Below are 24,430 nucleotides of genomic sequence, written 5' to 3'. Positions count from 1 at the left end.
GTAATGCAAAAAACAGTTTATCTAGTTGATGACGAATTGCTCGCCTTACAGGAGATGGAGGTAATGCTGAAGCCCTTTTCTGAATTGAAGGTGATCGGCAAAAGTGCCCGTGTAGAAGAGGCAGTGAGAGAATGTAATGACCTAAATCCAGACCTTATTATTTTGGATATTAATATGCCAGGGATGGATGGTTTTCAGTTTTTAGAATCTCTAAACTCTGTAAATCAAGTGATTTTCGTGACGGCCTATGATCAATACGCTATCAAGGCCTTCGAGATTAATGCCTTAGATTATCTGCTAAAGCCGGTCAATCCACAGAGACTTCAGGATGCCATTAGACGTTTTCTCCTAAACTCAGAATCGGAGCAAGGTCCCTCCCAAAAACTTTCTTTGGACAAAAAGATTTTTATTAAGGATGGAGACTCCTGTTATTTTGTGGCTGTCCATAAGATTTTTCTTCTGGAAAGTGTCGGAAACTATGTGCGGGTTCATTTCGAAGATCAGAAACCTTTGTTGCATAAATCGCTTTCATATCTAGAGGAAAGGCTCCCTGAGGATCTTTTTTTCAGAGCAAATAGGCAATTCATCTTCAATTTGGATTTCGTGAAAAAAATAGAACCTTATTTTAATAGTACGCTGATGATTCATTTGAATTCGGGACATCAAATTGATTTGAGTCAGAGACAGAGTGTAAGATTTAGAGATTTGACCGGTATTTAGAGGAATGATAAATTCAAAACTCAATCAACGGATAAGTTCAGGAGTTTTTGAAAAGGAGTTTCAATTTAAAACTTCTAGAAGCTCAGGACCTGGTGGTCAAAACGTCAACAAGGTAGAGACAAAGGTCGAATTGCTTTTTGCTGTAAATTCATCCGAGGTGCTAACTGAGGAGGAAAAAGAAATTCTCGCCAAAAAAGCTGCAAATAAAATCGACCAAGAAGGAATTCTTCACCTGACAGCACAGGATAAGCGGTCCCAAATTCAAAATAAGGACTTGGTCATTCGAAAGTTTTATGACCTACTTCGCAAGTCCTTTGCAAAAAAGAAGGTTAGAAAAGCAACAAAACCGAGCAAGGCAGCTATCGAAAAGCGACTGAAAGCCAAGAAGATAAAAGCTGAAAAGAAGTCGGGTAGGGGTTGGAGTAAAGATTATTAGATCAATCAAAAATCCTGATTAGAAGTTTTTCGCATACTTTCTGACTGAGCGATTCCCGCTCCTTTTCACCATAAGCTACCGTCATACTCTGGTCAAAGGATTCTTTTGAAAGAATCTTCAATTCTGTACCGAGACTCAGTTGGCGAGAATTAAGATAAGCCAAAAATTCCGCTGAAGAGTCAGATAGAGCAGCGATTACTGCTTCTTGGCCGGGCACTGCTTCACTCAGACTTTTTAAATGCAGTTCTTGTATTCTTCCCTGCTTGTCCGGAATAGGAGAACCATGCGGGTCTACGGTCGGAAAGCCCATCATTTCGTCCATTCGCTCAAAGAATTTCGGTGCATGAATATGCTCTACTTGCTCCGCAATTTCATGGACCTCTTCCCAGCCAAAGCCCATTTTATTGACTAAAAACATTTCTGTAAGCCGGTGCTTTCGAATGATTAAAGCGGCAGCTTTTTTTCCCTGCTCGGTCAAAATCACAGGCTTGTACTTTTCATACTTGCACAATCCCTGTTTCTGAAGGGTCTTTACCATGCTATTAGCAGTAGGCATACTGACGCCCAGTTGATTAGCCAAATCAGAGATACTTGCCTCTCCCTGATTATTAGATAAGTTGAATAGGGCTTTTAGATAGTTTTCCTCTGTGATAGATGCCATGGAATCTTATTTTTCTCAAATATTTTTAAAAATACTTTCAAATCAAATTTGTTAGAATAATCTAACAAAATATATTTGCATATCTAATTACCGATTTAAAACGAAAAATTCTTATAATTGCAACAATGTTGCATTAATTATGAAAAAGCTATACAGTTTCTTAGTTCTTATGTTTTTTTCCTCATTTGGAGCTTTCGCCCAAGGGAGTCTTTCGGGGAGAGTAGTTCAAGCAGATAAGCCGCTTGAATTTGCTTCTGTCTATCTACCTGAGCTAGGTAAGGGAACTATGACTGATAGTGCTGGATATTTCTTGTTAGATGATCTGCTCCCTGGCACTTATCGGGTAGAGGTTTCTATGATGGGCTATCGGAAATCTGTGGAGGATTGGACAATTCCCTCTAAGGAAGAACTTGTGATTTCACTTCAGGCATTAGATACAAGTCTGGAAGAAGTTGTAGTCAGCGGAACGCTACAGGAAGTTTCCAGATCGAATAGTCCTGTTCCTATTGAGGTTTACAAGGATGGATTCTTCAAAGCCAATCCAACACCGTCCATATTTGAATCACTTCAGACTATTAATGGAGTCCGCCCTCAGATCAATTGTAATATTTGTAATACGGGAGACATTCATATTAATGGTTTGGAAGGGCCTTATACCATGGTATTGATCGATGGGATGCCGATTGTGAGTGGATTGGCGACTGTTTATGGTTTGACAGGAATACCACAATCTTTGATTGATCGAATCGAGGTGGTCAAAGGCCCGGCATCGACGCTATACGGTTCAGAAGCTGTGGGTGGATTGATTAATATCATTACTAAGCGCGCGGAACTGGCGCCCATCGTTTCAGTAGATGCTTTTGGGACGAGTTGGGGGGAGGTCAATCTGGACCTGGGTCTTAAAACAAAGATTGGTGAACGTGTTCATTCTATGACTGGGGTTAATATTTTTCAGTATGATAATCCAATTGACAACAATGAGGACGGGATGACAGATGTGACTCTTTCAAAGCGTATTTCACTTTTTCAAAAATTTCGCGTAGATCGAAAAAACAGAAAGGAGTTTAATGTAGCCTTAAGGTACCTCTATGAAGATCGCTGGGGAGGAGAAATGAATTGGACACCAGAATTTCGAGGTGGTGACGAGATCTACGGAGAAAGCATTTACACGAGTCGCTGGGAGCTTTTTGGAAATTATGAACTTCCAACCATTGAAAATCTGAACTTTCAGTTTTCTGCCAATGGACATAATCAAAATTCGGTATACGGAGATATGCTTTACCTGGGGGATCAGAAAATTGCCTTTGGTCAATTGACTTGGACCAAGTCCCTAGGTAATCACCAACTCCTTTCAGGTCTTGCTTATCGCTACACCTACTACGATGACAATACTCCCGCTACTGCAAGTGCAGGATTAGATCAGAATTTGCCATCTGAAATTCATCTTCCAGGGGCGTTTGTCCAGGATGAAATTCAGGTAGGTAAAAATAAAAGCCTTCTTTTAGGAGCCCGCGTTGATTACAATTCGGTTCATGGGCCTATATTTTCGCCTCGCGCAAATTTCAAAGTATCTTCCTCTGATCAAAGTTTAATATTTCGACTTTCGGCGGGGAATGGATTCCGCGTGGCAAATGTGTTTACCGAAGATCATGCAGCGTTGACTGGAGCAAGAGATGTGATTTTCGAAGAAGAGCTCCAGCCAGAGCGATCCTGGAATACGAATGCGAATTTGGTAAAGAAGTTCTATACTAATTCTGGAGCCTTTTTGAGTCTAGATGCCTCGGCCTTTTACACTTATTTCACGAATCGGATTATCCCTGATTATGAAACCAATCCTAATCAGATCATTTACTCAAATCTTGATGGGCATTCGGTTTCCCAAGGAGTTTCTTTGACCACAAACTTCGCTTTACCCAGTGGGTTGGAGGGAAATATTGGTGCGACATTCTTGGACGTAACACTTACTGAGGAAGGAATTACTGAGCGTCAGATTTTGGCAGAGCGGTTTTCTGGGGTGTGGAATATTGCCTATAGTTTCTCAAGAATAGGTTTGAAAATTGATTACACCGGAAACGTATACGGCCCGATGCGATTACCATTATTGGGAGAATTGGATCCTCGTCCAGAGTATTCTCCTTGGTTTAGTATTCAAAACATCCAAGCCACAAAACCGATTGGAAAGCGATGGGAGATTTATGGCGGTGTAAAAAATCTTTTGAATTTTTTACCTCCGGCCAATAGTATTGCCCGTGCATTTGATCCATTTGATAGGGGAGTGGACTTTGCAGAGGATGGAAGCGTGATTCCTACTCCAGGAAACCCTAATGCTTTGACATTTGATCCGTCATACATGTTTGCTCCGAATCAAGGAATAAGAGGATTTCTAGGGGCTCGCTTTACAATACTCGATTAAAAATTGAATCAGTCAGGCTTCAAAAACTAACTCCGGTCACCAAACCGGAGCCAGAATGAGCAGAATTTATATGAAAAGGAAGGAATAAAAAGTACCAAACAGTCCTTCCTTTAAAAGTCGTTTCTTTCAAAAAGGAATAGCAAAAGTTGTTTATCACCCGAGACAAAACTAGTAAAAATATTTAAAAGAAAAACAATCTCTTATTGGTTTACAATAAAATATTTATGATTTATAAAATAAAAAATTGGATTTTTTTATTTTAAATCGATTGCGAAGGGCCTCAGGCCCTTCCAAGCCAATAAATTATCAAAGCGTTAATTTTTTTGAACTCAGTTAAACTTTTATTTCTCAATTTTTTCGTAACTGGCCAAGACACCTCTTACCATGGCAGAACTGAATCCTTGATGCTCCATTTCATTTAGCCCTACGATAGTACATCCCTTTGGAGTGGTGACCTTATCAATCGCTTCCTCAGGATGCATATTTTTTTGAATCATTAGCTGGGCGGCCCCCTTTACAGTCTGATTTACGATTTGACTGGCTGTTTTAGCATCAAAACCGATTTGTATTCCACCTTGAATCATCGCTCGCATAAATCGTAGAACGTAAGCTATTCCGCAGGCACCAAGGACAGTAGCTGCTTCCATTAGGCTTTCATCAATCGTGATAGTCTGACCGATAGAATCGAAAAGTTCTTTTACCAATTGCTCTTGCTGGGAGTTCGTATTCTTGGAACAAATACAGGTAATGGATTCCTGAATATCAGCAGCGATATTAGGCATGGCTCGAAAAGTCGGGCTGGTTGGATTAATATTTTCTAGAATTTCATCCAAAGTCACTCCGGTTGCTAGGGATACAATCATTTGATTTATTTCATCTAGGCCCGGTTTGATTTCCTGCAATATTGAAGGGATGTTGTAAGGTTTGACACCCAGGATTACAATCTGGCTGCTTTTAACTGCTTCTAAATTATTCGATAAAGTATGTACACCCTGATTTTCAAATTCTTTTAAAGAGCTTGTATTTCGTTTGGTGAGTGTCAGATTTTTCGCTGGAAAACCTGGTATGGATAGCAAGCCCCTTGCAATGGAGGTCCCAAGATTGCCACATCCTATGATTGTGATTTTTGTTCTGCTTATCATAAAAACGTTAATTTTTTATCTGTTTGATTGAATAAAGGTAAAGATTTGTCCTCCTTTTTTTTAAAAAGCATAAATATTCGGTGCTAATCTTATTTAAACTTTAATTTTTTAAAAATATTAGGAAAGATATTTTGACAAAAAGTAAAGTTTGTTTTACATTTGGTAAAAAATATTTGACTTATGAATAATAGATCTTTTCTCACTGTTCCGCTTTTGCCAACTGCCTGGAAAAAGTTTGCTTATCTCTTTTTCCCACTTCCAATCCTTTTGGTGATAGGTTTGGCATTTTCTAATCCAGATACAGATCCAAACGAGGCAGCTCAAATTATTTATGGGTTTTGGGCGATAGGCTTTGGGATATTAAATCTCACCCGTGAAAAGGTAGAGGATGAAATGATTCAAAGCTTCCGATTGCAGGCCTTTCAGACGGGATTTTTCTGGCTTATTTGGGGCTTAGGAGCACTGATGTTGATCAATTACCTGCGCTTTGATAGGCTGACATCCGAGATGTTTACAGCTTATTTGGTGCTTTTCCTTTTGAATTTATACATCTATGCTGCATTTCAGGTCCAAGTGTATCAATCCAAAAAGGAAAACTAATGCCCATGCAGACTTCATCACTTCATGGATTTTCCAAACTCAATTGGATAGGAATATCTCCATTCGCTGAATTAATAGTGTGCCTTTTCAAGTGTGAATTATGAAAAATACTATAAAAATTGAGAGAGCTCGCCATAATTTGACACAGCAAGACTTAGCTGATAAAGTGGCTGTCTCCCGCCAAACTATTAATTCAATTGAAGCAGGTAAATATGTCCCTTCTACTGTTTTAGCACTCAAGATCGCCAAAGTCTTTGAATTGCCAGTGGAAGCGGTTTTTCAATTAGAGGATTTAGACTTTGAATGATTGTGACGTAATGAAATTTTAGGTTTTTTCATTCGTTACTCTAAGATCGAATGCCATAAGAATGGCACTTTGGATCGCTTTATTTGTCGATTATCTTACATTTGCATTTTTATCAGACTTTTGGATATGCCCAAACTCATTCGGATTACAACTGTACCACTTTCACTCAAACTGCTCCTTCAAGGCCAAATGGCCTACATGAAGGAAAAGGGTTGGGAGGTAATAATGGTCAGTGCCGACGGGAAAGAAATTCCACATATTGAAAGGGCAGAGGGAGTTAGACATGAGGTAATTCCTTTTACCCGTAGAATCACACCCTTCGATGACCTTTCTTGTATCTGGAAACTTTACAGGCTTTTCAAAAAAGAGCAACCTGATATCGTTCATACGCATACTCCGAAAGCAGGTCTCCTTGGGATGATTGCAGCTAATCTGGCTGGAGTCAAAATTCGAATTCACACACTCGCAGGAATTCCTGCCATGGCTGCCACTGGCAACAAAAAAAGCCTTTTGGAAAATGCCGAAAAGTGGACGTATTCTAACGCTTCGGAAGTATGGCCAAATTCTTTGGGGCTTAAGAAATTTGTGGAGGAGAATAATCTCTGTGAGTCAAAAAAGCTTCGCGTAATCGCTAAAGGCTCTTCCAACGGAGTTGATTTGGAAAAGTACAACAGGAATGTGCTGAAAGAGAATCATTTGGTAGCCGCAACCATGCGAATTATGCCAGGTGAGGATGATTTTATCATCTTGGCTGTTGGTCGATTGGTCAAGGATAAAGGCATAGAGGAATTGGTGTCAGCATTCTTAAGTTCAAAGATTGTCAACCGTGCCAAACTGGTATTACTTGGTAGCTTTGAACAAGACCTCAATCCCTTGAGTCCCGATACCATTCAGCAGATCAATGATCATCCACGCATCACGCAGATTGACTGGTCGGATCATGTAGCTCATTATATGGCTTTGGCAGATGTTTTGGTTCATCCTTCTCATCGGGAAGGCTTTCCGAATGTACTTTTGGAAGCGGCTGCGATGCAACTTCCTATTATTTGCTCCGATATTATCGGTAATACCGATTTAGTCATTCAGCAAAAAACAGGCTTGATTTTTCCGTTAGGAAATATAGAAATTCTGAAAGAGGCGATGGAATTTGCCTATGTAAAACGGGATAGAATGTTGGCTATGGCCGATGCTTTATATCAGGAGGTGATTGCAAATTATGACAGAAGGAAAGTCCATGCAGAGATTTTTTCTAACTATGAGCGCCTAATCCAAGAGGCTGATAAGATGGAATAGTTTATATTTGACCGAAAGAGCCCTTTAAACTTAAGATTTTGGAATATTTGGTTAATCAGAAAATATCTTGAACCTACAAGAATGCTTCAACCAAATGGAACCTTTGATTAGCAAGTGAATTTAAAATGAAATATTTAGTCACCGGTGCAGCCGGATTTGTTGGTTTTCATGTCTCTAAAGCCCTTGTGGAGCGCGGAGACACCGTTGTAGGCTTAGATATAATCAATGATTACTACGATATAAATCTGAAATTCGATCGATTGGATTTTTTGGGAATTCAAAAAAATAATCTTGAAGCCAACCAAAAATTAGAATCAGAAAAATTTTCAAATTTTAGTTTTGTCAGAATGGATTTGGCTCAGAAAGAGCCTTTGATGGATTTATTTGGCAGCGAAAAATTTGATGTTGTCATCCATCTAGCAGCACAAGCGGGAGTTAGATATTCTTTGACGCATCCTGAGGTATATGTGCAAAGTAATATTATCGCATTTTTGAATATCCTCGAATGCTGTAGATTTCACCCGGTCAAGCACTTAGTTTACGCATCTTCTAGTTCGGTCTATGGATCGAATGAGAAAATGCCTTTTTCGACCTCAGATCCAGTCGACCATCCTATTTCGCTTTACGCTGCTTCGAAAAAATCCAATGAATTGATGGCTCATACTTACAGTCATCTATTTGGGATTCCTACAACTGGACTGCGCTTTTTTACAGTATATGGGCCTTGGGGACGACCAGATATGGCGCTTTTTCTTTTTACCAAAGCCATTCTGGAAGATAAACCTATTCAGGTTTTCAACTATGGGAAGATGAAACGAGACTTCACCTTTGTAGATGATATCGTAGAGGGTGTACTCAAAGTAGCCGATCGACCTGCCCGTCCAAATCCTGATTTTGACTCCCAAAACCCAGATCCGGGAAGCGGAAAAGCACCGTATAAGGTTTACAATATTGGGAACTCTTCACCTGTTCTACTGATGGATTACATTCATGCCATTGAAAAGGGGCTTGGAAAGAAGGCAACCATGGAATTACTTCCACTGCAACCCGGAGATGTTCCAGCTTCTCACGCGGACGTGGAAGATTTAATCCGAGATACTGGCTATAAGCCCAATACTCCTATTGAAGATGGTGTGAAAGCCTTTACTGATTGGTATTTAGATTATTACAAGAAATAGAATTTATGAGTAAGAATATTTTAATCACAGGCGGAGCGGGTTTTATCGGTTCGCATGTTGTCAAACTTTTTGTGGAAAAGTATCCTGATTATCAAATCATTAATCTGGATGCGCTGACCTATGCAGGTAACCTTGAGAACCTGAAGGAAGTAGAAAATTCCCCCAATTATACTTTTGTAAAGGTGGATATTCAAGATGCAGAAAAGCTAGATGAGGTTTTTAAAACGCATCAAATTACAGATGTCATCCACCTGGCAGCAGAGTCGCACGTGGATCGCTCGATCTCAGATCCTTTGGCTTTTGTGAAGACCAATGTTTTTGGAACGGTTAACTTGCTGAATGCTGCAAAAAAGGCTTGGGCTGAAAAGTTGGATGAACATCTTTTCTATCATGTGTCTACCGATGAGGTTTATGGATCATTGCATGACGGAGGTTTTTTCTTGGAAACGACCGCTTATGATCCTCAATCTCCCTATTCTGCCTCTAAAGCTGCTTCTGATCACTTTGTAAGGGTCTATGCGAATACGTATAAGATGCGGACGGTCATTTCCAACTGCTCAAACAACTATGGCCCCAATCATTTTCCGGAGAAGCTAATTCCGCTTTGTATCAACAATATTAAGAATATGAAACCTTTGCCAGTTTATGGAAAAGGAGAGAATGTTCGGGATTGGCTTTTTGTCAAGGATCATGCACGGGCAATTGATACTGTTTTCCATAAAGGAAATGCAGGGGAGACCTATAATATCGGTGGGTTTAACGAGTGGAAAAACATTGATATCGTTCGATTGCTTTGTCAAAAAATGGATGAAAAGCTGGGTCGCCCGAGCGGTACTTCAGAAAAACTAATCACATTTGTGAAAGATCGTGCAGGGCATGACCTTCGCTATGCGATTGATGCTACTAAAATCCAAAAAGAGTTGGGATGGGAGCCAAGCTTACAATTTGAAGAGGGTATCGAAATAACGATTGATTGGTATTTGGCCAATCAAGACTGGTTGGATCATGTCACTTCAGGTGCCTATCAGGATTATTACGCTTCTCACTATACAGAGTAATCAGTCTTTTTCCTTCTTTTCCTCATCAAAGTAAAGATGATAATGCTTGCTGCATCCTGGGTTGAATGCTGATTGACATTTTGGACAGGAATTGTTGGAGGACATATAGTCGTTGATGCTTAATTCTGTCCCGCAAACTCCGCAAAGAATGGCTTTTTGATCATACTCACTTTTTGGCCAAACTTGATGGTCATGGTCAGCCTCTTCTTCATGACAACTGAAGCATGGGTAGTATTTATCGCAACACTTAAATTTGATGGCAATGATATCTAAATCCGAATGCCAGTGAATGCAGCGGGTTTGATTGTCTACAGGTTTGCCAAATACCTGAACTCCTCGGATAGAAGATTCGGGCAAAACTGAAAGGACCTTTGACTGCCCAAAGCTGTATATGGAGAAAAATAGAAAACCGATTAATAGAAGTGTTCTGCTCATCAACGATTTGAATTCGAAAGGGGAGGTTTAATTTCGGTAAGTTTCTTTTACCTCACCGCAAGTTAGCATAGAGGCTCCAAAATAAGGGTTTAAAATTTCTTTTTTCTCACTTAGCCAATAGGCTCCTTCATCACCAAAAGCCATTGGGCAATAGTCTTTATAGACTACCCGATTAGCCAATCCATAGGTTTCATTGGCCTCTATGATTAATTCAGAAAGATTATTGAAATTAACCCTTGCTTCTTTAATCCCTTTACTTTTTTCGAGATCACTTAAAACCCCAAGCCATACCGAAGGTTGAATCGTGGTTTTCCCCTCATTTTCCATCAATTTCAACGAATTACGAATTCCTGCCCATATTTTGTTATTCACCTTCCATTGATCGGATGCCAGTTGATTTTTGAGCTCAAAATAATAATCAGCCAATTGGTTAAAACCCTTCGAAAAATTCTCCGTAACGTCAACTTGATTCGATGAAGTTCGATTCATCAAGCTTGGTTTTCCAGCTAGCTGCGAGGCTGCATCAATTGTGAAAGCACCATTTACTACTATCTCCTCACCATTTTCCAGTCCCGATAAAACAGAATAATTGTCACCTTGTAGTGCTCCGATTTCTACTTCCCGCATTTCAAAACCCGCAGGACTTTGATTCGGAACCTTGACGTATACTACGGATCTTTTTCCTGACCAAAGTACAGCGGTACGAGGAACCAATATAGTCGTCTGACTATTTCTATTCTTTGAAATTTCCGCCTTTACAAACATCTCTGGAAGAAGTTTACCCTGGCCATTTGGAAGCTCTGCGCGTACAGCTGCAACGCGTGTTTCAGGGTTGATCACAGGATCCACAAAGCTAACCTTACTGCTAAACTTCTTATTAGGAATCCCTGCGACAGTAAATTGAATCGGGGTCCCCACTTGGATTTGATCAAGATCACTTTCATAAGCATCTAGAATTACCCATACCTTATCCAAATTCACAATTTGAAACAAGGCTTGTCCTGTAGTGATATAGTCTCCTACAGCAACATTTCGACCCATCACGATGCCCCCATGCTCCGCAAAAACATCGAATTGTTCTTGTATTTTTCCTGCTACTTCAATGGATGAAATTTGCTCTTCTGACAGTTTCCAAAGACGAAGCTTTTGCTTAGCAGCCTGATAAATCTCCGGAAAATCACTTTTGATTTTTGATGCTTCGAGAAGCTCCTGTTGAGCGGAAAGTAGCTCTGGAGAATAAATTGAAGCTAGTTTTTGACCTTTGATTACCTTTTCCCCAGTAAAGCTTACATAAAGTCTTTCGATTCTCCCAGGGAATTTTGCAGTGATAGAAGCAGATTCCCTTTCGTCAGCTTGAATTTTGCCCGTCAACTCTAATTTGCTCTCTCCTCCGGTTGATCCCACTTGGATGGTTTGAATCTGTGCTAAGGCCATAGATGATTCGGTCATTTTCAGTACCGGAGACTCATTGTCTTCATTTCCTTCAGAATTAGCGGGAATCAGGTCCATGCCGCAAATAGGGCAATCGCCTGGTTCTGTAAGTTGGACTTGTGGGTGCATGGAGCAGGTCCATAGGCTAATTGATTCCAACTCATGCGCATGATCATGATTTTCAACAGAACCTGATTCAGTCGGTTTAATCCACCAACCTATGAAAGCACCTAATGTTAGCGTGGTTAATACCAATATTATTTTATTAATTAATAGCTTATTCATAACAGGGAGATTAGGTATTGATTAAGTTAATTCCAGATAGTTTTTCCAATAAGGACAAGCTCTGATATTGTAGGGTAATGGCCTCAATCCGCTTTATCTGATAATTCAAGATTTTCAGCTGTGATTTCAGAACAGAGGAAAACGGCACCGAGCCATTGCTGAAAGAGGTCGTAAGTAAATTTATTTGTTGTTGAACCAACTCGATTTGCTGGTCATATAATTCAAGACTTCTAGTAGCGTCTTCCCAGTTTTGAAAAGCTTCAGCCCATTGTATGGCTAAAAGGTTTTCTGTTTGAAGTTGGTTTTGGGTTGCTACCTCTTGTAAGTATTTAGCCTCATTGATTTTTCCTTCAGTCTTATTTCTGAAAATGGGTAATGAAAGAGTCACCATGGGCATCAACATATCCATGGAATGATCTGAATGATCAATACCATCATTTTCACGGGGAAGGAAGGGAGAATAGTTGATGCCCAGACCAATCTTAGGGTTACCTTCTAGCTTGGCTATTTTAGCCCTTTGTTCGTATGCTAAAGCATCATTCTCATATTTGGATATCATCGGATTCTTTTCTTTGATACTATCCAACAAACTATATTTATCGAGCTCAAGTAAGGGTGGTTGGAGCTTTTCGTTCAATTCAATTTTATCTTGAATATCCCGATTTATCAATTGGTTGAATTTGATGAAGAGAGAATTCTGATTAGAGGTCAACAGTGCCAATTGATTTTCCAACTCCTTGATTTCAAGTCTTATTTGGATTACTTCAGCCATTCCATTTGTGCCTCCTGAGCTTGAATTATTTTCGCTCATTTTTTCCTGTGTTATTTCTCCATTGGAATTTGAGGGATTCTTACTGGTTTGGCTAGGTCTTGAACCAGTACTAGCTTTAAAATCAGTCAATGCAAGTTCTTCTAATTTATGGAAGTAGGTGAGAATTTCTTTGGTGATATCTATCTCTCCTTGAATGCGATGTAAGTCAAACCATGTATACTTTATCTGGAAAAACAATTCATTTCTAACTTCCATGAAAAGTTGATATTGGGCTTGAGAAGAAAAATCCGCCTCACTTTTTTGAGCCTTGATAGTACCAAACCATGGAAAGGACTGCATGAGTCGATAATCTGCTAACTGCGTCCCCATAAAGCGCTCCATAGGCTGAAGAAATACACCGACTTGCAATTCGGGATCTGGTAATCCTGGCTGATCGATCCGTTCTTTACTGGCCAAGTATTGAGAATAACTAGCCTTTAACAGCGGACTGTTTTCTGTAGCATGAGTTAAATAATCATCCAGGCCTTGTGCCATGGTCTTATTGCCGACTACTGCAAGTAAAATAGTCAGCAATAGGGTGAGTTTTGGGTTTGGGATTCTCCAAACTCCAAAGTCCAAGTTCTTTTTAGTCCAATTCTTCATAATTTCAATTATTTGATTCATGGAAAAAAGCCGTGTTGTTTTGTTTTATTTTTCTTTCAGCCCATAAGCAATACAGCGTCGGCACAATAAAAACTGTCGTAAGCTCTAAGATCATCCCGCCTAGGGCTGGGATGGCCATTGGCACCATGATATCCGAGCCTTTACCCGTCGAGGTGAAGATGGGTATCAATGCCAAAAGAGTGGTTGCAGTGGTCATCAGGCAAGGGAGCACTCTTCGTTGTCCTGCTTCGATGACTGCAGCCCTTATCTGATTGATGTCTTTGGGTTGGTTGCTTTCAAAACTCTGTTTCAGATAGGTTGCCATGACAACCCCATCATCTGTAGCTATTCCAAATAGGGCAATAAAACCTACCCAAACGGCTACAGAAAGATTGTAGCTTTTCATCTGAAATAGATCTCTTAGATTGATATCGCCAAGATTTAGGTCCAAGAACCAATTTTGACCGAATAACCAAATCATCAAGAATCCACCTGAGAAGGCCATTGCTACGCCGGAGAAGACCATCAAAGCAGTGGAAACTCTCCTAAACTGGAAATAGAGAATCAAAAAGATTAAGATGAGCGAAAGTGGAACTACGATAGAAAGTCGTTTTTCAGCCCGAACCTGATTTTCATAATTTCCGGAGAATTCGAATCGAACTCCTGACGGAACTACCAATTCTCCCGATTCAATCTTTTGCTTCAAATATTTTTGAGCGTCTTCTACCACATTGACTTCCGCAAACCCGGTTTTTTTATCTAGTAGTACATAGCCAACGAGAAAGCTATTTTCACCTCGGATCATATCGGGTCCTTTTCGGAAAGTGATTTCGGCTAATTGCTCAAGGGGTATGAAACTTCCTGATGGAGTGGGAATTAATACTTCATGTAAAGCCTCCGGATTGTCGCGGTACTCACGAGCATACCGGACCCGAATCGGATAACGCTCTCTACCTTCCACTGTCGTGCTTAAGATTTTACCTCCAATGGCTGATTCGATGAATTCTTGCACATCGGCTACATTCATTCCATATCGGGCTATCTCCTTTCTGTTTATATCAATTTCGAGGTAAGGTTTTCCCACAATTCGGTCTGCGAAGACTGACTCTGCCTTTATAGAAGGAACCTCTTTCAGGTAGTTTTCTAACTTTAGACCAAATGATTCAATAGTCTCTAAATCAGGACCATATACCTTGATTCCGATTGGAGCTCGCATCCCGGTTTGAAGCATCACAAGCCGGGTTTCAATAGGTTGAAGTTTTGGTGCTAATGTGACGCCTGGTAGTTTGGTGACCCTTACTATTTCATTCCAAATGTCATCTGGACTTTTGATCTCCTTTCTCCATTGCCTGAAATACTTTCCGCTTGGATCAGGGATCAATAGCTTGGAATCTATTCTAGAAGGTTCATTGGAGTCTGGATCATAGCTAAGACCATTTTCCAAAACAAAGTGCCCTTTTTCATTCGTCTTGAATCTTTGTCTGTATCCGTTTTCATCAATTAAGTATTCGCTTTTGTAATTGATGACGTTCTCAAACATGGATAAGGGAGCAGGATCAATGGCAGTTTCTGCTCTACCGGCCTTTCCTACCACCAAATCCACTTCCGGGATAGCTGTCACTAGCATATCGAGTTTCTGAAGGGTTTCGAGGTTTTCTTCAACTCCAGCATGAGGCATGGACGTAGGCATAAGTAAAAACGATCCCTCGTCTAATGCTGGCATAAACTCTTTACCTAAACCTGGAAAAGTATGAACTATTGAACTCCATACATTAGTCGTGCGAATATTCCAGCCAAGTGCGTCAAACGTTCGCGGGATGAAACCGAATACTTGACCAAAGCCCAACCAAATACTGGCTCCTAATAGGATGATAATTGCAGGAAAGATCAAAAACTGCTTTTTGTGCGAAAGACACCAACTTAGAATTTTTGGATAGATCTGGATAAACAGCCTAAATCCACCTACGACAAGGATTAGTAGAACTCCAATAAAAGTGAAATTAGGAAAGGAGCTAAGCCCTACGCCCAGCGGCATCCAGTAAGTAGTCAGTAGCCAGGAAACAGCTAGGACTGTAATGCCTATCAGAATCCAATCCCGCTTTGTTTCTAGTTGTTTTGGGAAATAGTACAAGAATAAATTGGCTATTCCAAAGGCCAATAAAACCCAGCCAGCCCAAGCCCATACCCAAATCAAAACACTTAATCCCAAAATGATCAATAAACCATTTCCAAAAAGCTTCCACCTTTTGCTGAGTGCATTCTTGCCAAATACCCAATGCGCTAAGGCAGGCATAATCAGCAAAGTGAAAATCAAGGCTGCAACCAATGCAAAGGTTTTGGTGTAGGCTAGAGGTCCAAACAATTTTCCCTCAGCAGCTTGAAGAGTGAAAACTGGAAGAAAACTGATGATAGTGGTACTGACCGCTGTAATAATTGCTGAAGAAACTTCAGTAGTAGCATTGAAAATCGTTTTAAGCTTAGATTCACCCTCAGGGGCTTGATCAAGTTTTTGAAGAATGTTTTCACTGAGGATAATTCCCAAATCAACCATGGTGCCTATGGCTATGGCAATACCTGAAAGAGCCACAATGTTGGCATCAACGCCTGTGTACTTCATCATGATAAAGCACATCAGCACTGCTAAGGGGAGAAGTGCGGAAATTAATAGCGAGGCCCGTAAATTGTACACCATCACCACGACCACGATAATGGTGATCAATATTTGAAGGGAAATTGCTTCTGAAAGCGTACCGAGTGTTTCATAGATCAATCCTGACCGATCGTAAAAAGGGACGATGGTGACCTTAGAAAGTCCACCATCAGCAAGCGTTTTGGAGGGAAGGCCATCTGAGAGTTTGTCGATTTCAGCTTTTACTGATTCGATGACTGCCAAAGGATTCTCCCCATAACGGGCAATGACCACACCTCCAACTGCTTCAGACCCCGATTTGTCCAAAATCCCTCCCATATTTCTTGGTTGGGGACCAATATTGACTTTGGCCACGTCTCGAATGCGGATGGGGGTATTGTTTGTGGTTTTGACGACAGCTTGGTCGAGATCGCTCAGTTCTTCCACATAGCCTAGTCCTCTGATAAAATAATCTACCCGATTTACCTCGATGGTATTTGCAGAGACATCGATATTGGATTGCCGGACTGCATTCATCACATCGAGCAAGCTTACCTGATAGGCTTTCAGCGCTGTAGGATCAATATCTATTTGGTATTCTTTGATATAGCCTCCCACTGATGCTACTTCCGCTACTCCAGAAACCGCAGAAAGCGAATAGCGAACAAAATAATCCTGTATGCTTCGTAATTCATGTAGGTCCCAACCGCCCGCTGGATTACCATTTTCATCCCTACCTTCCAGTGTGTACCAAAAGACCTGCCCTAGGGCAGTGGCATCTGGACCCAGTTTCGGCTGAACACCCTCAGGAAGAAGCCCTGCAGGGAGGGCATTTAGTTTTTCGAGGACTCTCGACCTACTCCAGTAAAATTCGATATCCTCCTCAAAAATGATATAGATACTCGAAAAGCCGAATGCTGAGCTAGATCGAACACTTTTTACCCCCGGCAATCCTAGCAGGGAAGTGGTGAGTGGATAGGTGATTTGATCTTCCACATCCTGAGGTGATCGACCCATCCATTCGGTAAATACGATTTGTTGGTTTTCCCCAATATCTGGAATCGCATCCACAGGTACGGGGTCTTGAGGAAGGAAATTGATATTCCAATTGAAAGGGGCCACAACGAGTCCCCAGGCGATTATAATGATCAGGAAAATAAACGTAACTAGTTTATTTTCAAGAAAATACTTGATGATTTTGTTTAGCATGATTCATTCCTTTGGAAAAAAGAAAAAGGTGTACAAAACGGCGGTTTTGTGAGAACAGCAAAATGCTGGAGGAATGAATTCTAGATTAAGAAAACTTGGTGTAGGATGTGTAGGGAAGTGGGTAAGGGCGGACTATCAAAATAAACAACAGCTGACAAAGGAGCCTCAAAAAAGTCTAGACCTAATAGGAATACAGGTATGAGAGCGGCCAAAAAATTAATTTCAAATTTTAAGTCTGCTTTTTGAATTGAAAAATCATCTTCAACCTGAAGCTTTTCGACTACGTTTTCGCAACAAGTTTCAGGGTCTTCAGAGGAAGACTCCTCAGATGATTTCGGTATATTCATACCACAATCCAGATGTTTCGGAGAAATACCGATTTCACTTTCTACCGCATGCCCCATGCATAGGTGAGTAGTCTTCGCCACTCCAATGGTGGAAAAAAGTACTACAAGAGAAAGCGCTATGGATACAATTCTTTTCAAGAATTCAAAAATACGACTTTTTTTGAAATAGGGTTTTTAAAAAATTGAATGGATATTCTCAAAACCTTAAGATTCAAGAGGTTTGGCAATAAAACCTGCTTTCAGCACAGTTTTGAAAACTTCCTCATTGGTAATACTTTCGGAATTGACAGTGAGGATGCGGTCATCGCTATTTAAATCTACCTCCCAGGATTCGATTTTTGTTTCCTCATCAAGCTTTGGGCTTACTTTGGAGAGGCAGTTATTACAGTTGATATTGGTTTTGAATTTGAGTGTTTTCATTTTGATTATTTTAATGCTTAGAAAATGGCATTAGTCACGAAATTGTTCCCGGCAATCGTTCTACTTGTTCGAGTTTTTGGAAAAAAGAAATGCAAAACCTTATTCAGGGTTGATTTGATTCCTTTATTGCTTTTTCCCAGTCGATCATTTCGATAGTATTGAGTTCTGGGCCTCCGCCACGATTGGCGGATCCCGCAGCTACATAGATTTTTCCTTCCCAAAATACCACCCCTGTGCCATGCCTACCTTGATTCAATTTTGGGAGAAGTTTCCAAGTATGATTTCTAGTATCCAAGACTTCAACTTCTGCGTGAGCTGATTCCTGCGCAGCACTTTCTCCATTCAAAATGACCAAGTAGGGGCCAATTCCCAAATTTGAATTTCCAGCTCTTGGAGTAGGGAGGGTGGTATCAATGGTCTCCCATTTTCCAGTTTCAAAATCAAAGTAATCGATTTCTTCGATGGTGGTTTCCAGAACTTTGCCTACAGCTGCATGGGATGTTCGACCTCCTGCAAGATATAATCTATTTCCTACTATCGCCGCACTGACGTGGTCACGGGCTCGAGGAGCATCGGGAAGTTTTTCCCAAGTACCCTTCTCGGGATCCAAGACATCAAACCAAGGAACAAACCCCTCGTAGTGTCCATCTTGTATGCCGCCGACTAAATAGATTTTCCCTTCTCTGACCGCTACCCCTGCTGAGCCTCTAATGCGTCCTGCGGGTAACTCAGGTCCTTTTCTCCAATTTTTCGTTTCAGGATTGAAAATCCAAGCATGAGTAATGGGTGGTTCGTGAGGATAATTCCCGGTCATGGCTCCCAAAACCCAGATTTCATCTTCAAAGCTTACCGCCTGAAAATGGCTTATTTCCATAGGGGCATCTGCTATTTGGCTCCAAGTGGAGGTATTAGGATCAAATTCATCCACTGATCGATCACCGCGGCCTCCTAAAGCATAAAATTTACCATTGCATTCCACAAAGGAGTTTTCATGCCGTTTCATGGCATCTCCTTTGGCTTGGATTTCTTTCCAGGTCTCTTGACCAAGCGTAACATAGCCAAAAGAAAATAAGAGAAGGACGAATAGAGCGGTTTTCATAGGTTTTTGTTTTCGGTAGAGAATTGATTATATGATTATCCGCAATCATGCCAGTTGCCTTATTTACTTTGCTTGACTGGTTGGAAGAACGAAGACCGAAGACCGAAGCTTCCGGATTCTGATCCTTTCAGTAGACAATAAGCCGACTTTTTGTCAATTCTGGTAAGAAAGCGGATATCCATAATTGATTATTCAAAAATTGAATAAATAATTGAAAATCAGTTTTTAAAGCCTATTTTTCCTTATCCTCGACCCAAGTCCAAGATGTCTCGAATTTTATTGATATCTGCTAGTTCTTGGTGGATTTTTTCACCATCATTATTTGCAATCAAATCACGGATACTGGAGAGATTGGAGATGTAGCCATCAAGTGCTTGGAGGATATTCTCCTTATTTTCTGTCAAGATTGGAGCCCACATGGATGGGCTGGATTTTGCCAATCGAACAGTCGAAGCAAAGCCAGAACCCGCCATGTCTAAGATATTCCGATCATCTTCCATTTTCTGAAGGACAGTCTTTCCAAGCATAAAGGAACTCACATGGGACAGGTGAGAGACAAACGCCAAATGACGATCATGCTCTTCCGGATCCATGAAGCGTAATTTCATGTTCAAGGCCTCAAAAAGCTGGTAGGCTTTTTCTTTCAGATGAAGATCGGTTTTGTCCATTTCACAAAGAATCATGACTTTTCCGTCTAACAATTCTGCAAAAGCTGCTTTTGGTCCACTGTACTCAGTACCTGCTATAGGGTGGCCAGCAAGGTATTGCCTCCGCTTCGAATGCTTTCCAGCGAGAGCGCAAAGATTACTTTTGGTGGATCCTAAATCGATTACAAGCGTATTTTCACCGATTTCATTCAGTGTTTTTTCCAGAATATCTCCTAAGCTATCGGCAGGAGTAGCTAAAAGAATAATATCCGTATCAGAATCTGGGTTTTCTTTTGCTTCGGTAATGATTCCCAAAACCTCGGCATCCTTGAGGTTTTTCTCGGAAATATCGAATCCAGTAATAGTCAATTCAGGGAACTTTCGACGGGCAGCTAGGCCAAAAGAACCTCCCAAAAGGCCCAATCCGATAATGTGAATCTTGTTCATAAATCTTTAATTTTTTAATCGTTTAATAGCTTCCAATATTTTGAATTCAGGTAGGCAAAGGGAAATTCGAACGTGATTTTCACCTTCTTCTCCGAAAATCTCCCCAGGGGTGATGAATATGTTTTTTTCATACAAAAGCCAATCTACAAGCTCTTGAGCTGATTTGTCGACCGGTAATTTTCCCCAAACGAAAAGACCTGAACGATCTTTGGAGAAATCCAAATCGAGAAGCGTTGCCAAGTCCCAGACTAATTTTCTTCGTTTTTCATATTCCTCATTGATATCTGCAAACCAATTTTTTCCTAGTCTCAATGCCTCAACAGCCCCGCGTTGAATTCCTAAAAACATCCCCGAATCCATATTGGACTTGATTCGGGTGATTGCTTTGATCCAATTTTCCTGACCTAGTACCATTCCTACACGCCATCCAGGAATATTGAAAGTTTTGCTCAGTGAATTTAATTCTAAGGCAACTTCTTCCGCACCTTCAATCGAAAAGATGCTGATGGGTTCCGTATTCAGAATATGACTGTAGGGATTGTCATTGATCAAAATTAGATCATGTTTTTGGGCAAAGTCCACAAGTTTCTGAAAGAGTGCCTTACTGCCTCTATGTCCTGTAGGCATGTGCGGATAATTCACCCAAAGAATCTTCACTTTGCTTAAGTCCTGCTTTTCCAAAAGATCAAAATCCGGAGAGCCATCAGATAGAAGGGGATAGCTGATTGCCTTGCAGTCAAGTAATTCGGTTACGGATCGATAAGTAGGGTACCCAGGATTTGGAATCAATACTTCATCACCGGGGTTCAGAAAAGCCATGCTGACATGCATAATGCCTTCTTTGGACCCCATGAGAGGAAGAATTTGTTGATCTGGATTTAGGGAAACTCCAAATTCCCTTTCATAGTATTCAGCCATTGCAACTCTCAACTCTGGGATTCCCTGATACGATTGGTATCCGTGGGAATTACCATGACTGGCTGTATTTTGTAAAGCTTGAATAACTGAATTTGGTGGAGAAAGATCTGGGCTTCCGATTCCTAAATTAATGATCGGTTTTCCCGAAGCTATAAGCTGATTGACCTCTCGTAATTTTGCCGAAAAGTAGTATTCTTTAGCCTCTTCCGTGCGCTTTGCAAATCCCTTCATGCTTTTCGGTTATGGTATTCACCCAATATTTTCAACTCTCCAAATTCTGCTTTCGCTACCCGCATGGCCTCGTGGTAGTCATGGTAATTGTCAAAAACCAAATCAATAAAAAAAGCATATTCCCAAGGCTTTTCGATGACAGGAATCGATTGAATCTTACTCAAATCTAAATGTAAATTACTGAAATGCGTGAGCAACCTGGCCAAACTACCGGCCTTATTTTGAATGGTGATTTTAATGGATGCCTTATTGGGCGTTTGATCCTTGGGTTGAGCAGTTTTTCCAAGAAAAATGAACCTGGTAAAATTGCTCTTGACCGATTGGATATCACTCACCAAAATCTCTAAATTGTAGATTTCTGCTGCTATTTCGCTGGCTATGGCTGCTACTCCTTTTAGCTTTTGCTCTGAAATACGCTTCGCCACTGTAGCTGTATCGATGTCATCGATACGTTTGATTTCAGGATAATGGTTGAGAAAAGCTTTGCATTGGAGCAAAGCCATGGGATGAGAACGAACCTCATGGATATCCTCTATTTTTTGACCTGGCAGGACCATGAATTGATGAGAAATTGAGAGGTAGTATTCTCCAATAATTTTCAGTCCATAGCGGTCTATGAGGTCGTAGTTTGGCAGAATGGCTCCGGCAATGGAGTTTTCAATAGCCATGACACCCACCGTAGCTTCTTCTTTGAATACAGCTTTAGCTACTTCCTCAAAGGTTGAAAAGGTTAAAATCTCAGCTTCTCTACCATACTCTTGAATCGCCACTTGGTGGTGAAAAGAACCTGGAATTCCCTGGATAGCAATCATTTGCTTCATGACTTCTGTATTTGAATACCCAAAGACTCGCAGTGATCCCAGAAGCTTGGGTAGGACTTATTGACCACGGATGGATCCTCCATTTTGACCTTGGTTTTGGTCAAAAGCGGCATGAATGCCATGGCCATTCGGTGATCATCATAGGTGTGAATCTGAACTTCGCTTGGCATCGTGACCGATGGTATCACTTCAAAAATATCCGGCTCTACTTCCTTGAGTTCAGCATTGAATTTTGCCAGCTCTTGCTGCAAAGCAAAAATGCGATCTGTTTCCTTGATTCGAAGACTTTCGAGTCCAGTAAATTTCACCTTCTGACCAATGATTGCACAGGTAACCGCTACCGTTTGGGCTAGGTCCGGACAGTGAGTGAAATCAATATGAGAAATGCCTTTAACCTGCTGTTTTTCAATTAAAAGACCGCCTTCTTTGAAAGTGCTTTTGATGCCAAAATTCTCCATAATCCTTACGATTTCGGAGTCACCCTGTAGGCTATCTTCTTTTAGTCCTTTGAGGAAAAAAGTGCCTTCATCAGCACAAGCCAAAAGACTAAACCAATAGCTTGCTCCTGACCAATCGCTTTCCACTGAAAAGGTCCCAGATTGATATTTTTGAGGTTTTATACTAATCAAATTGTCTTCCCAAGAGTGCGATACTCCGAATTTCTCCATCAGCTGAAGTGTCATTTCTATGTAGGTGCGACTTCCAACTTTCCCTTCCAATTCGATTTCCAAACCCAAAGGTAAAGTGGGAGCTATCATCAGCATGGCTGAGATATACTGACTGGAAACATCCCCCCGGATTTTTACCCTATTCTGGCTTTGTTCTTTCATGCCATGAATTGCGAGAGGTGGAAAGCCCTCTTCATTCATATAATGGATTTCAGCTCCAATGCTTCGCAGAGCCTCAACCAAAATACCGATGGGTCGCTGACACATTCTGGGAGTTCCGGTCATGACTTTATTCTGGTTGGTCGCTGCGGCGAAAGCGGTTAAGAATCTCATAGTGGTACCTGCATCCAATACATCGAAAATCGGTGGATTGGTCTGAAGGAGACGGATCATAGTCTGGGTATCCCTAGCTTCTGCGAGATTATGAATTTGATTTTGACCTTCGGTCAAAGCGTCAATAATTAAGACTCTGTTTGATTCACTTTTTGAGGAAGGGAGGGGAATTTCCTTTGCTTCGAAGCGGGCTTTTTGCCCAAGTTCGAGTATTTCCATTGGGGGATTTTCGTTATAGAGATTGATAAAAAGAAAGGGCCTCAGCAATCTCCTTCTGGCTCGCAGGAATATTGTATTGGCACTTACCTATTTGGTCAAGAAGGGAGAAAAGAATGGTTTTTCCTTCATTTTTTTTGTCCTGCAGACAGAGATTGACAATTGATTCTAGCTCATTATCCAGGATTTCTGTCTTGCCATAGACTTGTAGAATGGTCTTTACGATAGTGTCAAGTTCGCTCTGATTCAAGCCACATTTCTGTTGGGATAGCCAAGCCTCGCAGATCATTCCTGCTGCAATGGCTTCACCATGAAGCAAATGCTTTTCCGAATCGAGGTAGAAGGTTTCCATTGCATGGCCTATGGTATGCCCGAAGTTTAGGATTTTTCTAAAACCACTCTCCTTTGGATCTGTGTGGACCACGTATTTTTTGATTTGAATCGAATGCTCAATGAGTGCTTTCCAATCATTTTTCTCCCATTTTTCAAAATCAAGCTTTTCAAAATAGGACTTGTCTTGAATCAGTCCATGCTTGATGACTTCAGCGAAGCCTGATCTAAGTTCTCTTTCGGGAAGAGTTTTAAGAAATTCAGGTGCAATCAAGACCATTTCGGGTTCATTGAACACCCCGAGGTGGTTTTTCAAGCCCTGGAAATCCACCCCAAGCTTACCACCTACGCTTGCGTCGACTTGAGATAGTAGGGTGGTAGGGATAGTGATGAAACGAATGCCTCTTTTGTAGATACTAGCACAGAAACCACCCATATCACCAATCACTCCACCGCCCAAGTTGATCATGATGGCTTTTCGGTCTAGACCGGCTGCAGTCATCTCCTTCCAGATTAACGAGCAGGTTTCAAGGGTTTTATGCTTCTCACCCTGAGGTACTGTGAAGTGATAGAAATCATCACCCAAAACCTCAGCAATGGCGGGAAAACACATTTTTTCAGTGTTTTCATCACTTAGGAGAAATATGGACGAGTGAGAAAGATTGGCTAACCTACTTCGTAATTCAAAAGCTATATTTTGAGTAATATGGACTGGATTCACAAACCTGAATTTTGTATAAAG

General features: G+C 40.9%; 22 protein-coding genes. 8 read left to right on the top strand and 14 right to left on the bottom strand.

The window, feature by feature from the left end:
* Positions 1 to 3: 3 nt before the first annotated feature.
* Together G457_RS0107905 and arfB are read left to right on the top strand one after the other, a co-directional pair.
* A complete protein-coding gene (locus G457_RS0107905) occupies positions 4 to 720 on the top strand; it encodes a LytR/AlgR family response regulator transcription factor (protein WP_026945991.1) in 717 nt (238 codons plus the stop codon).
* 4 nt (positions 721 to 724) lie between these two features.
* Positions 725 to 1,156, top strand: coding sequence for an alternative ribosome rescue aminoacyl-tRNA hydrolase ArfB (gene arfB, locus G457_RS0107900; RefSeq protein WP_026945990.1), 432 nt, complete (start codon positions 725 to 727; stop codon positions 1,154 to 1,156).
* Position 1,157: 1 nt separating this feature from the next.
* Here the strand turns inward: arfB and G457_RS0107895 are convergent, their stop codons facing one another.
* On the bottom strand, positions 1,158 to 1,817 hold the full coding sequence (locus G457_RS0107895) for a metal-dependent transcriptional regulator (RefSeq protein WP_026945989.1): 660 nt from the start codon (positions 1,815 to 1,817) through the stop codon (positions 1,158 to 1,160).
* 139 nt (positions 1,818 to 1,956) lie between these two features.
* On the opposite strand from G457_RS0107895, the gene G457_RS0107890 reads away from it, so the two are divergent.
* Complete coding sequence (locus G457_RS0107890; RefSeq protein ID WP_026945988.1) at positions 1,957 to 4,230, top strand: TonB-dependent receptor; 2,274 nt, start codon at positions 1,957 to 1,959, stop codon at positions 4,228 to 4,230.
* A gap of 341 nt (positions 4,231 to 4,571) precedes the next feature.
* Here the strand turns inward: G457_RS0107890 and proC are convergent, their stop codons facing one another.
* Positions 4,572 to 5,372 carry a pyrroline-5-carboxylate reductase gene (gene proC, locus G457_RS0107885; RefSeq protein WP_026945987.1) on the bottom strand — a complete coding sequence of 267 codons (801 nt, stop codon included), beginning with the start codon at positions 5,370 to 5,372 and terminating at the stop codon, positions 4,572 to 4,574.
* Between the two features lie 180 nt (positions 5,373 to 5,552).
* On the opposite strand from proC, the gene G457_RS0107880 reads away from it, so the two are divergent.
* From G457_RS0107880 to rfbB, 5 genes are all read left to right on the top strand, one after another.
* A complete protein-coding gene (locus tag G457_RS0107880; protein WP_026945986.1) occupies positions 5,553 to 5,972 on the top strand; it encodes a hypothetical protein in 420 nt (139 codons plus the stop codon).
* A 100-nt stretch (positions 5,973 to 6,072) separates the two neighbouring features.
* The gene (locus G457_RS0107875; RefSeq protein WP_026945985.1) at positions 6,073 to 6,279 is read left to right on the top strand and encodes a helix-turn-helix transcriptional regulator; all 207 of its coding nucleotides are present in this window, start codon (positions 6,073 to 6,075) and stop codon (positions 6,277 to 6,279) included.
* Between the two features lie 126 nt (positions 6,280 to 6,405).
* Positions 6,406 to 7,572 (top strand): glycosyltransferase family 4 protein, encoded by a 1,167-nt coding sequence (locus G457_RS0107870; protein ID WP_026945984.1) that lies wholly within the window; start codon positions 6,406 to 6,408, stop codon positions 7,570 to 7,572.
* A 125-nt stretch (positions 7,573 to 7,697) separates the two neighbouring features.
* Positions 7,698 to 8,750 (top strand): NAD-dependent epimerase, encoded by a 1,053-nt coding sequence (locus G457_RS0107865; RefSeq protein ID WP_026945983.1) that lies wholly within the window; start codon positions 7,698 to 7,700, stop codon positions 8,748 to 8,750.
* Positions 8,751 to 8,755: 5 nt separating this feature from the next.
* The gene (rfbB, locus tag G457_RS0107860; protein ID WP_026945982.1) at positions 8,756 to 9,808 is read left to right on the top strand and encodes a dTDP-glucose 4,6-dehydratase; all 1,053 of its coding nucleotides are present in this window, start codon (positions 8,756 to 8,758) and stop codon (positions 9,806 to 9,808) included.
* Here the strand turns inward: rfbB and G457_RS0107855 are convergent, their stop codons facing one another.
* From G457_RS0107855 to aroB, 12 genes are all read right to left on the bottom strand, one after another.
* Complete coding sequence (locus G457_RS0107855; RefSeq protein ID WP_081701398.1) at positions 9,809 to 10,243, bottom strand: CHY zinc finger protein; 435 nt, start codon at positions 10,241 to 10,243, stop codon at positions 9,809 to 9,811.
* Between the two features lie 27 nt (positions 10,244 to 10,270).
* Positions 10,271 to 11,959 carry an efflux RND transporter periplasmic adaptor subunit gene (locus G457_RS0107850; RefSeq protein ID WP_026945980.1) on the bottom strand — a complete coding sequence of 563 codons (1,689 nt, stop codon included), beginning with the start codon at positions 11,957 to 11,959 and terminating at the stop codon, positions 10,271 to 10,273.
* Between the two features lie 10 nt (positions 11,960 to 11,969).
* Entirely contained in the window at positions 11,970 to 13,373 is a 1,404-nt protein-coding gene (locus G457_RS22210) for a TolC family protein (RefSeq protein WP_162142693.1), read from the bottom strand.
* A 4-nt stretch (positions 13,374 to 13,377) separates the two neighbouring features.
* Positions 13,378 to 17,211 (bottom strand): efflux RND transporter permease subunit, encoded by a 3,834-nt coding sequence (locus G457_RS0107840; RefSeq protein WP_026945978.1) that lies wholly within the window; start codon positions 17,209 to 17,211, stop codon positions 13,378 to 13,380.
* A gap of 80 nt (positions 17,212 to 17,291) precedes the next feature.
* On the bottom strand, positions 17,292 to 17,696 hold the full coding sequence (locus G457_RS0107835) for an HYC_CC_PP family protein (protein ID WP_155847105.1): 405 nt from the start codon (positions 17,694 to 17,696) through the stop codon (positions 17,292 to 17,294).
* A 66-nt stretch (positions 17,697 to 17,762) separates the two neighbouring features.
* Positions 17,763 to 17,978: a heavy-metal-associated domain-containing protein gene (locus G457_RS0107825; RefSeq protein ID WP_026945976.1), complete on the bottom strand. Its 216-nt coding sequence runs from the start codon at positions 17,976 to 17,978 to the stop codon at positions 17,763 to 17,765.
* A gap of 103 nt (positions 17,979 to 18,081) precedes the next feature.
* Entirely contained in the window at positions 18,082 to 19,077 is a 996-nt protein-coding gene (locus G457_RS21200) for a Kelch repeat-containing protein (RefSeq protein ID WP_035483407.1), read from the bottom strand.
* Between the two features lie 242 nt (positions 19,078 to 19,319).
* Positions 19,320 to 20,171 carry a prephenate dehydrogenase gene (locus G457_RS0107815; RefSeq protein WP_026945975.1) on the bottom strand — a complete coding sequence of 284 codons (852 nt, stop codon included), beginning with the start codon at positions 20,169 to 20,171 and terminating at the stop codon, positions 19,320 to 19,322.
* A 6-nt stretch (positions 20,172 to 20,177) separates the two neighbouring features.
* The gene (locus G457_RS0107810; protein ID WP_026945974.1) at positions 20,178 to 21,320 is read right to left on the bottom strand and encodes a pyridoxal phosphate-dependent aminotransferase; all 1,143 of its coding nucleotides are present in this window, start codon (positions 21,318 to 21,320) and stop codon (positions 20,178 to 20,180) included.
* Positions 21,317 to 22,141: a prephenate dehydratase gene (locus G457_RS0107805; RefSeq protein WP_026945973.1), complete on the bottom strand. Its 825-nt coding sequence runs from the start codon at positions 22,139 to 22,141 to the stop codon at positions 21,317 to 21,319. Before G457_RS0107805 ends, G457_RS0107810 begins: the two co-directional genes overlap by 4 nt.
* The gene (locus G457_RS0107800) at positions 22,138 to 23,361 is read right to left on the bottom strand and encodes a 3-phosphoshikimate 1-carboxyvinyltransferase (RefSeq protein ID WP_026945972.1); all 1,224 of its coding nucleotides are present in this window, start codon (positions 23,359 to 23,361) and stop codon (positions 22,138 to 22,140) included. Before G457_RS0107800 ends, G457_RS0107805 begins: the two co-directional genes overlap by 4 nt.
* 13 nt (positions 23,362 to 23,374) lie before the next feature.
* Positions 23,375 to 24,409 carry a 3-dehydroquinate synthase gene (gene aroB / locus G457_RS0107795; protein WP_051260752.1) on the bottom strand — a complete coding sequence of 345 codons (1,035 nt, stop codon included), beginning with the start codon at positions 24,407 to 24,409 and terminating at the stop codon, positions 23,375 to 23,377.
* Positions 24,410 to 24,430: the final 21 nt, after the last annotated feature.

The sequence above is a fragment of the Algoriphagus marincola DSM 16067 genome, assembly GCF_000429405.1.
GTDB classification, from domain to species: domain Bacteria; phylum Bacteroidota; class Bacteroidia; order Cytophagales; family Cyclobacteriaceae; genus Algoriphagus; species Algoriphagus marincola.
The sequence above is the reverse complement of the archived record's forward strand: the minus strand, read 5'-3'. Positions and strand labels throughout refer to the sequence as shown.

Excerpts from the sequence above, each read along its gene's own strand:
- G457_RS0107905 (WP_026945991.1), top strand. The coding sequence starts at position 4 with ATGCAAAAAACAGTTTATCTAGTTGATGACGAATTGCTCGCCTTACAG.
- arfB (WP_026945990.1), top strand. The coding sequence starts at position 725 with ATGATAAATTCAAAACTCAATCAACGGATAAGTTCAGGAGTTTTTGAA.
- G457_RS0107895 (WP_026945989.1), bottom strand. The coding sequence starts at position 1,817 with ATGGCATCTATCACAGAGGAAAACTATCTAAAAGCCCTATTCAACTTA.
- G457_RS0107890 (WP_026945988.1), top strand. The coding sequence starts at position 1,957 with ATGAAAAAGCTATACAGTTTCTTAGTTCTTATGTTTTTTTCCTCATTT.
- proC (WP_026945987.1), bottom strand. The coding sequence starts at position 5,372 with ATGATAAGCAGAACAAAAATCACAATCATAGGATGTGGCAATCTTGGG.
- G457_RS0107880 (WP_026945986.1), top strand. The coding sequence starts at position 5,553 with ATGAATAATAGATCTTTTCTCACTGTTCCGCTTTTGCCAACTGCCTGG.
- G457_RS0107875 (WP_026945985.1), top strand. The coding sequence starts at position 6,073 with ATGAAAAATACTATAAAAATTGAGAGAGCTCGCCATAATTTGACACAG.
- G457_RS0107870 (WP_026945984.1), top strand. The coding sequence starts at position 6,406 with ATGCCCAAACTCATTCGGATTACAACTGTACCACTTTCACTCAAACTG.
- G457_RS0107865 (WP_026945983.1), top strand. The coding sequence starts at position 7,698 with ATGAAATATTTAGTCACCGGTGCAGCCGGATTTGTTGGTTTTCATGTC.
- rfbB (WP_026945982.1), top strand. The coding sequence starts at position 8,756 with ATGAGTAAGAATATTTTAATCACAGGCGGAGCGGGTTTTATCGGTTCG.
- G457_RS0107855 (WP_081701398.1), bottom strand. The coding sequence starts at position 10,243 with ATGAGCAGAACACTTCTATTAATCGGTTTTCTATTTTTCTCCATATAC.
- G457_RS0107850 (WP_026945980.1), bottom strand. The coding sequence starts at position 11,959 with ATGAATAAGCTATTAATTAATAAAATAATATTGGTATTAACCACGCTA.
- G457_RS22210 (WP_162142693.1), bottom strand. The coding sequence starts at position 13,373 with ATGAAGAATTGGACTAAAAAGAACTTGGACTTTGGAGTTTGGAGAATC.
- G457_RS0107840 (WP_026945978.1), bottom strand. The coding sequence starts at position 17,211 with ATGCTAAACAAAATCATCAAGTATTTTCTTGAAAATAAACTAGTTACG.
- G457_RS0107825 (WP_026945976.1), bottom strand. The coding sequence starts at position 17,978 with ATGAAAACACTCAAATTCAAAACCAATATCAACTGTAATAACTGCCTC.
- G457_RS21200 (WP_035483407.1), bottom strand. The coding sequence starts at position 19,077 with ATGAAAACCGCTCTATTCGTCCTTCTCTTATTTTCTTTTGGCTATGTT.
- G457_RS0107815 (WP_026945975.1), bottom strand. The coding sequence starts at position 20,171 with ATGAACAAGATTCACATTATCGGATTGGGCCTTTTGGGAGGTTCTTTT.
- G457_RS0107810 (WP_026945974.1), bottom strand. The coding sequence starts at position 21,320 with ATGAAGGGATTTGCAAAGCGCACGGAAGAGGCTAAAGAATACTACTTT.
- G457_RS0107805 (WP_026945973.1), bottom strand. The coding sequence starts at position 22,141 with ATGAAGCAAATGATTGCTATCCAGGGAATTCCAGGTTCTTTTCACCAC.
- G457_RS0107800 (WP_026945972.1), bottom strand. The coding sequence starts at position 23,361 with ATGGAAATACTCGAACTTGGGCAAAAAGCCCGCTTCGAAGCAAAGGAA.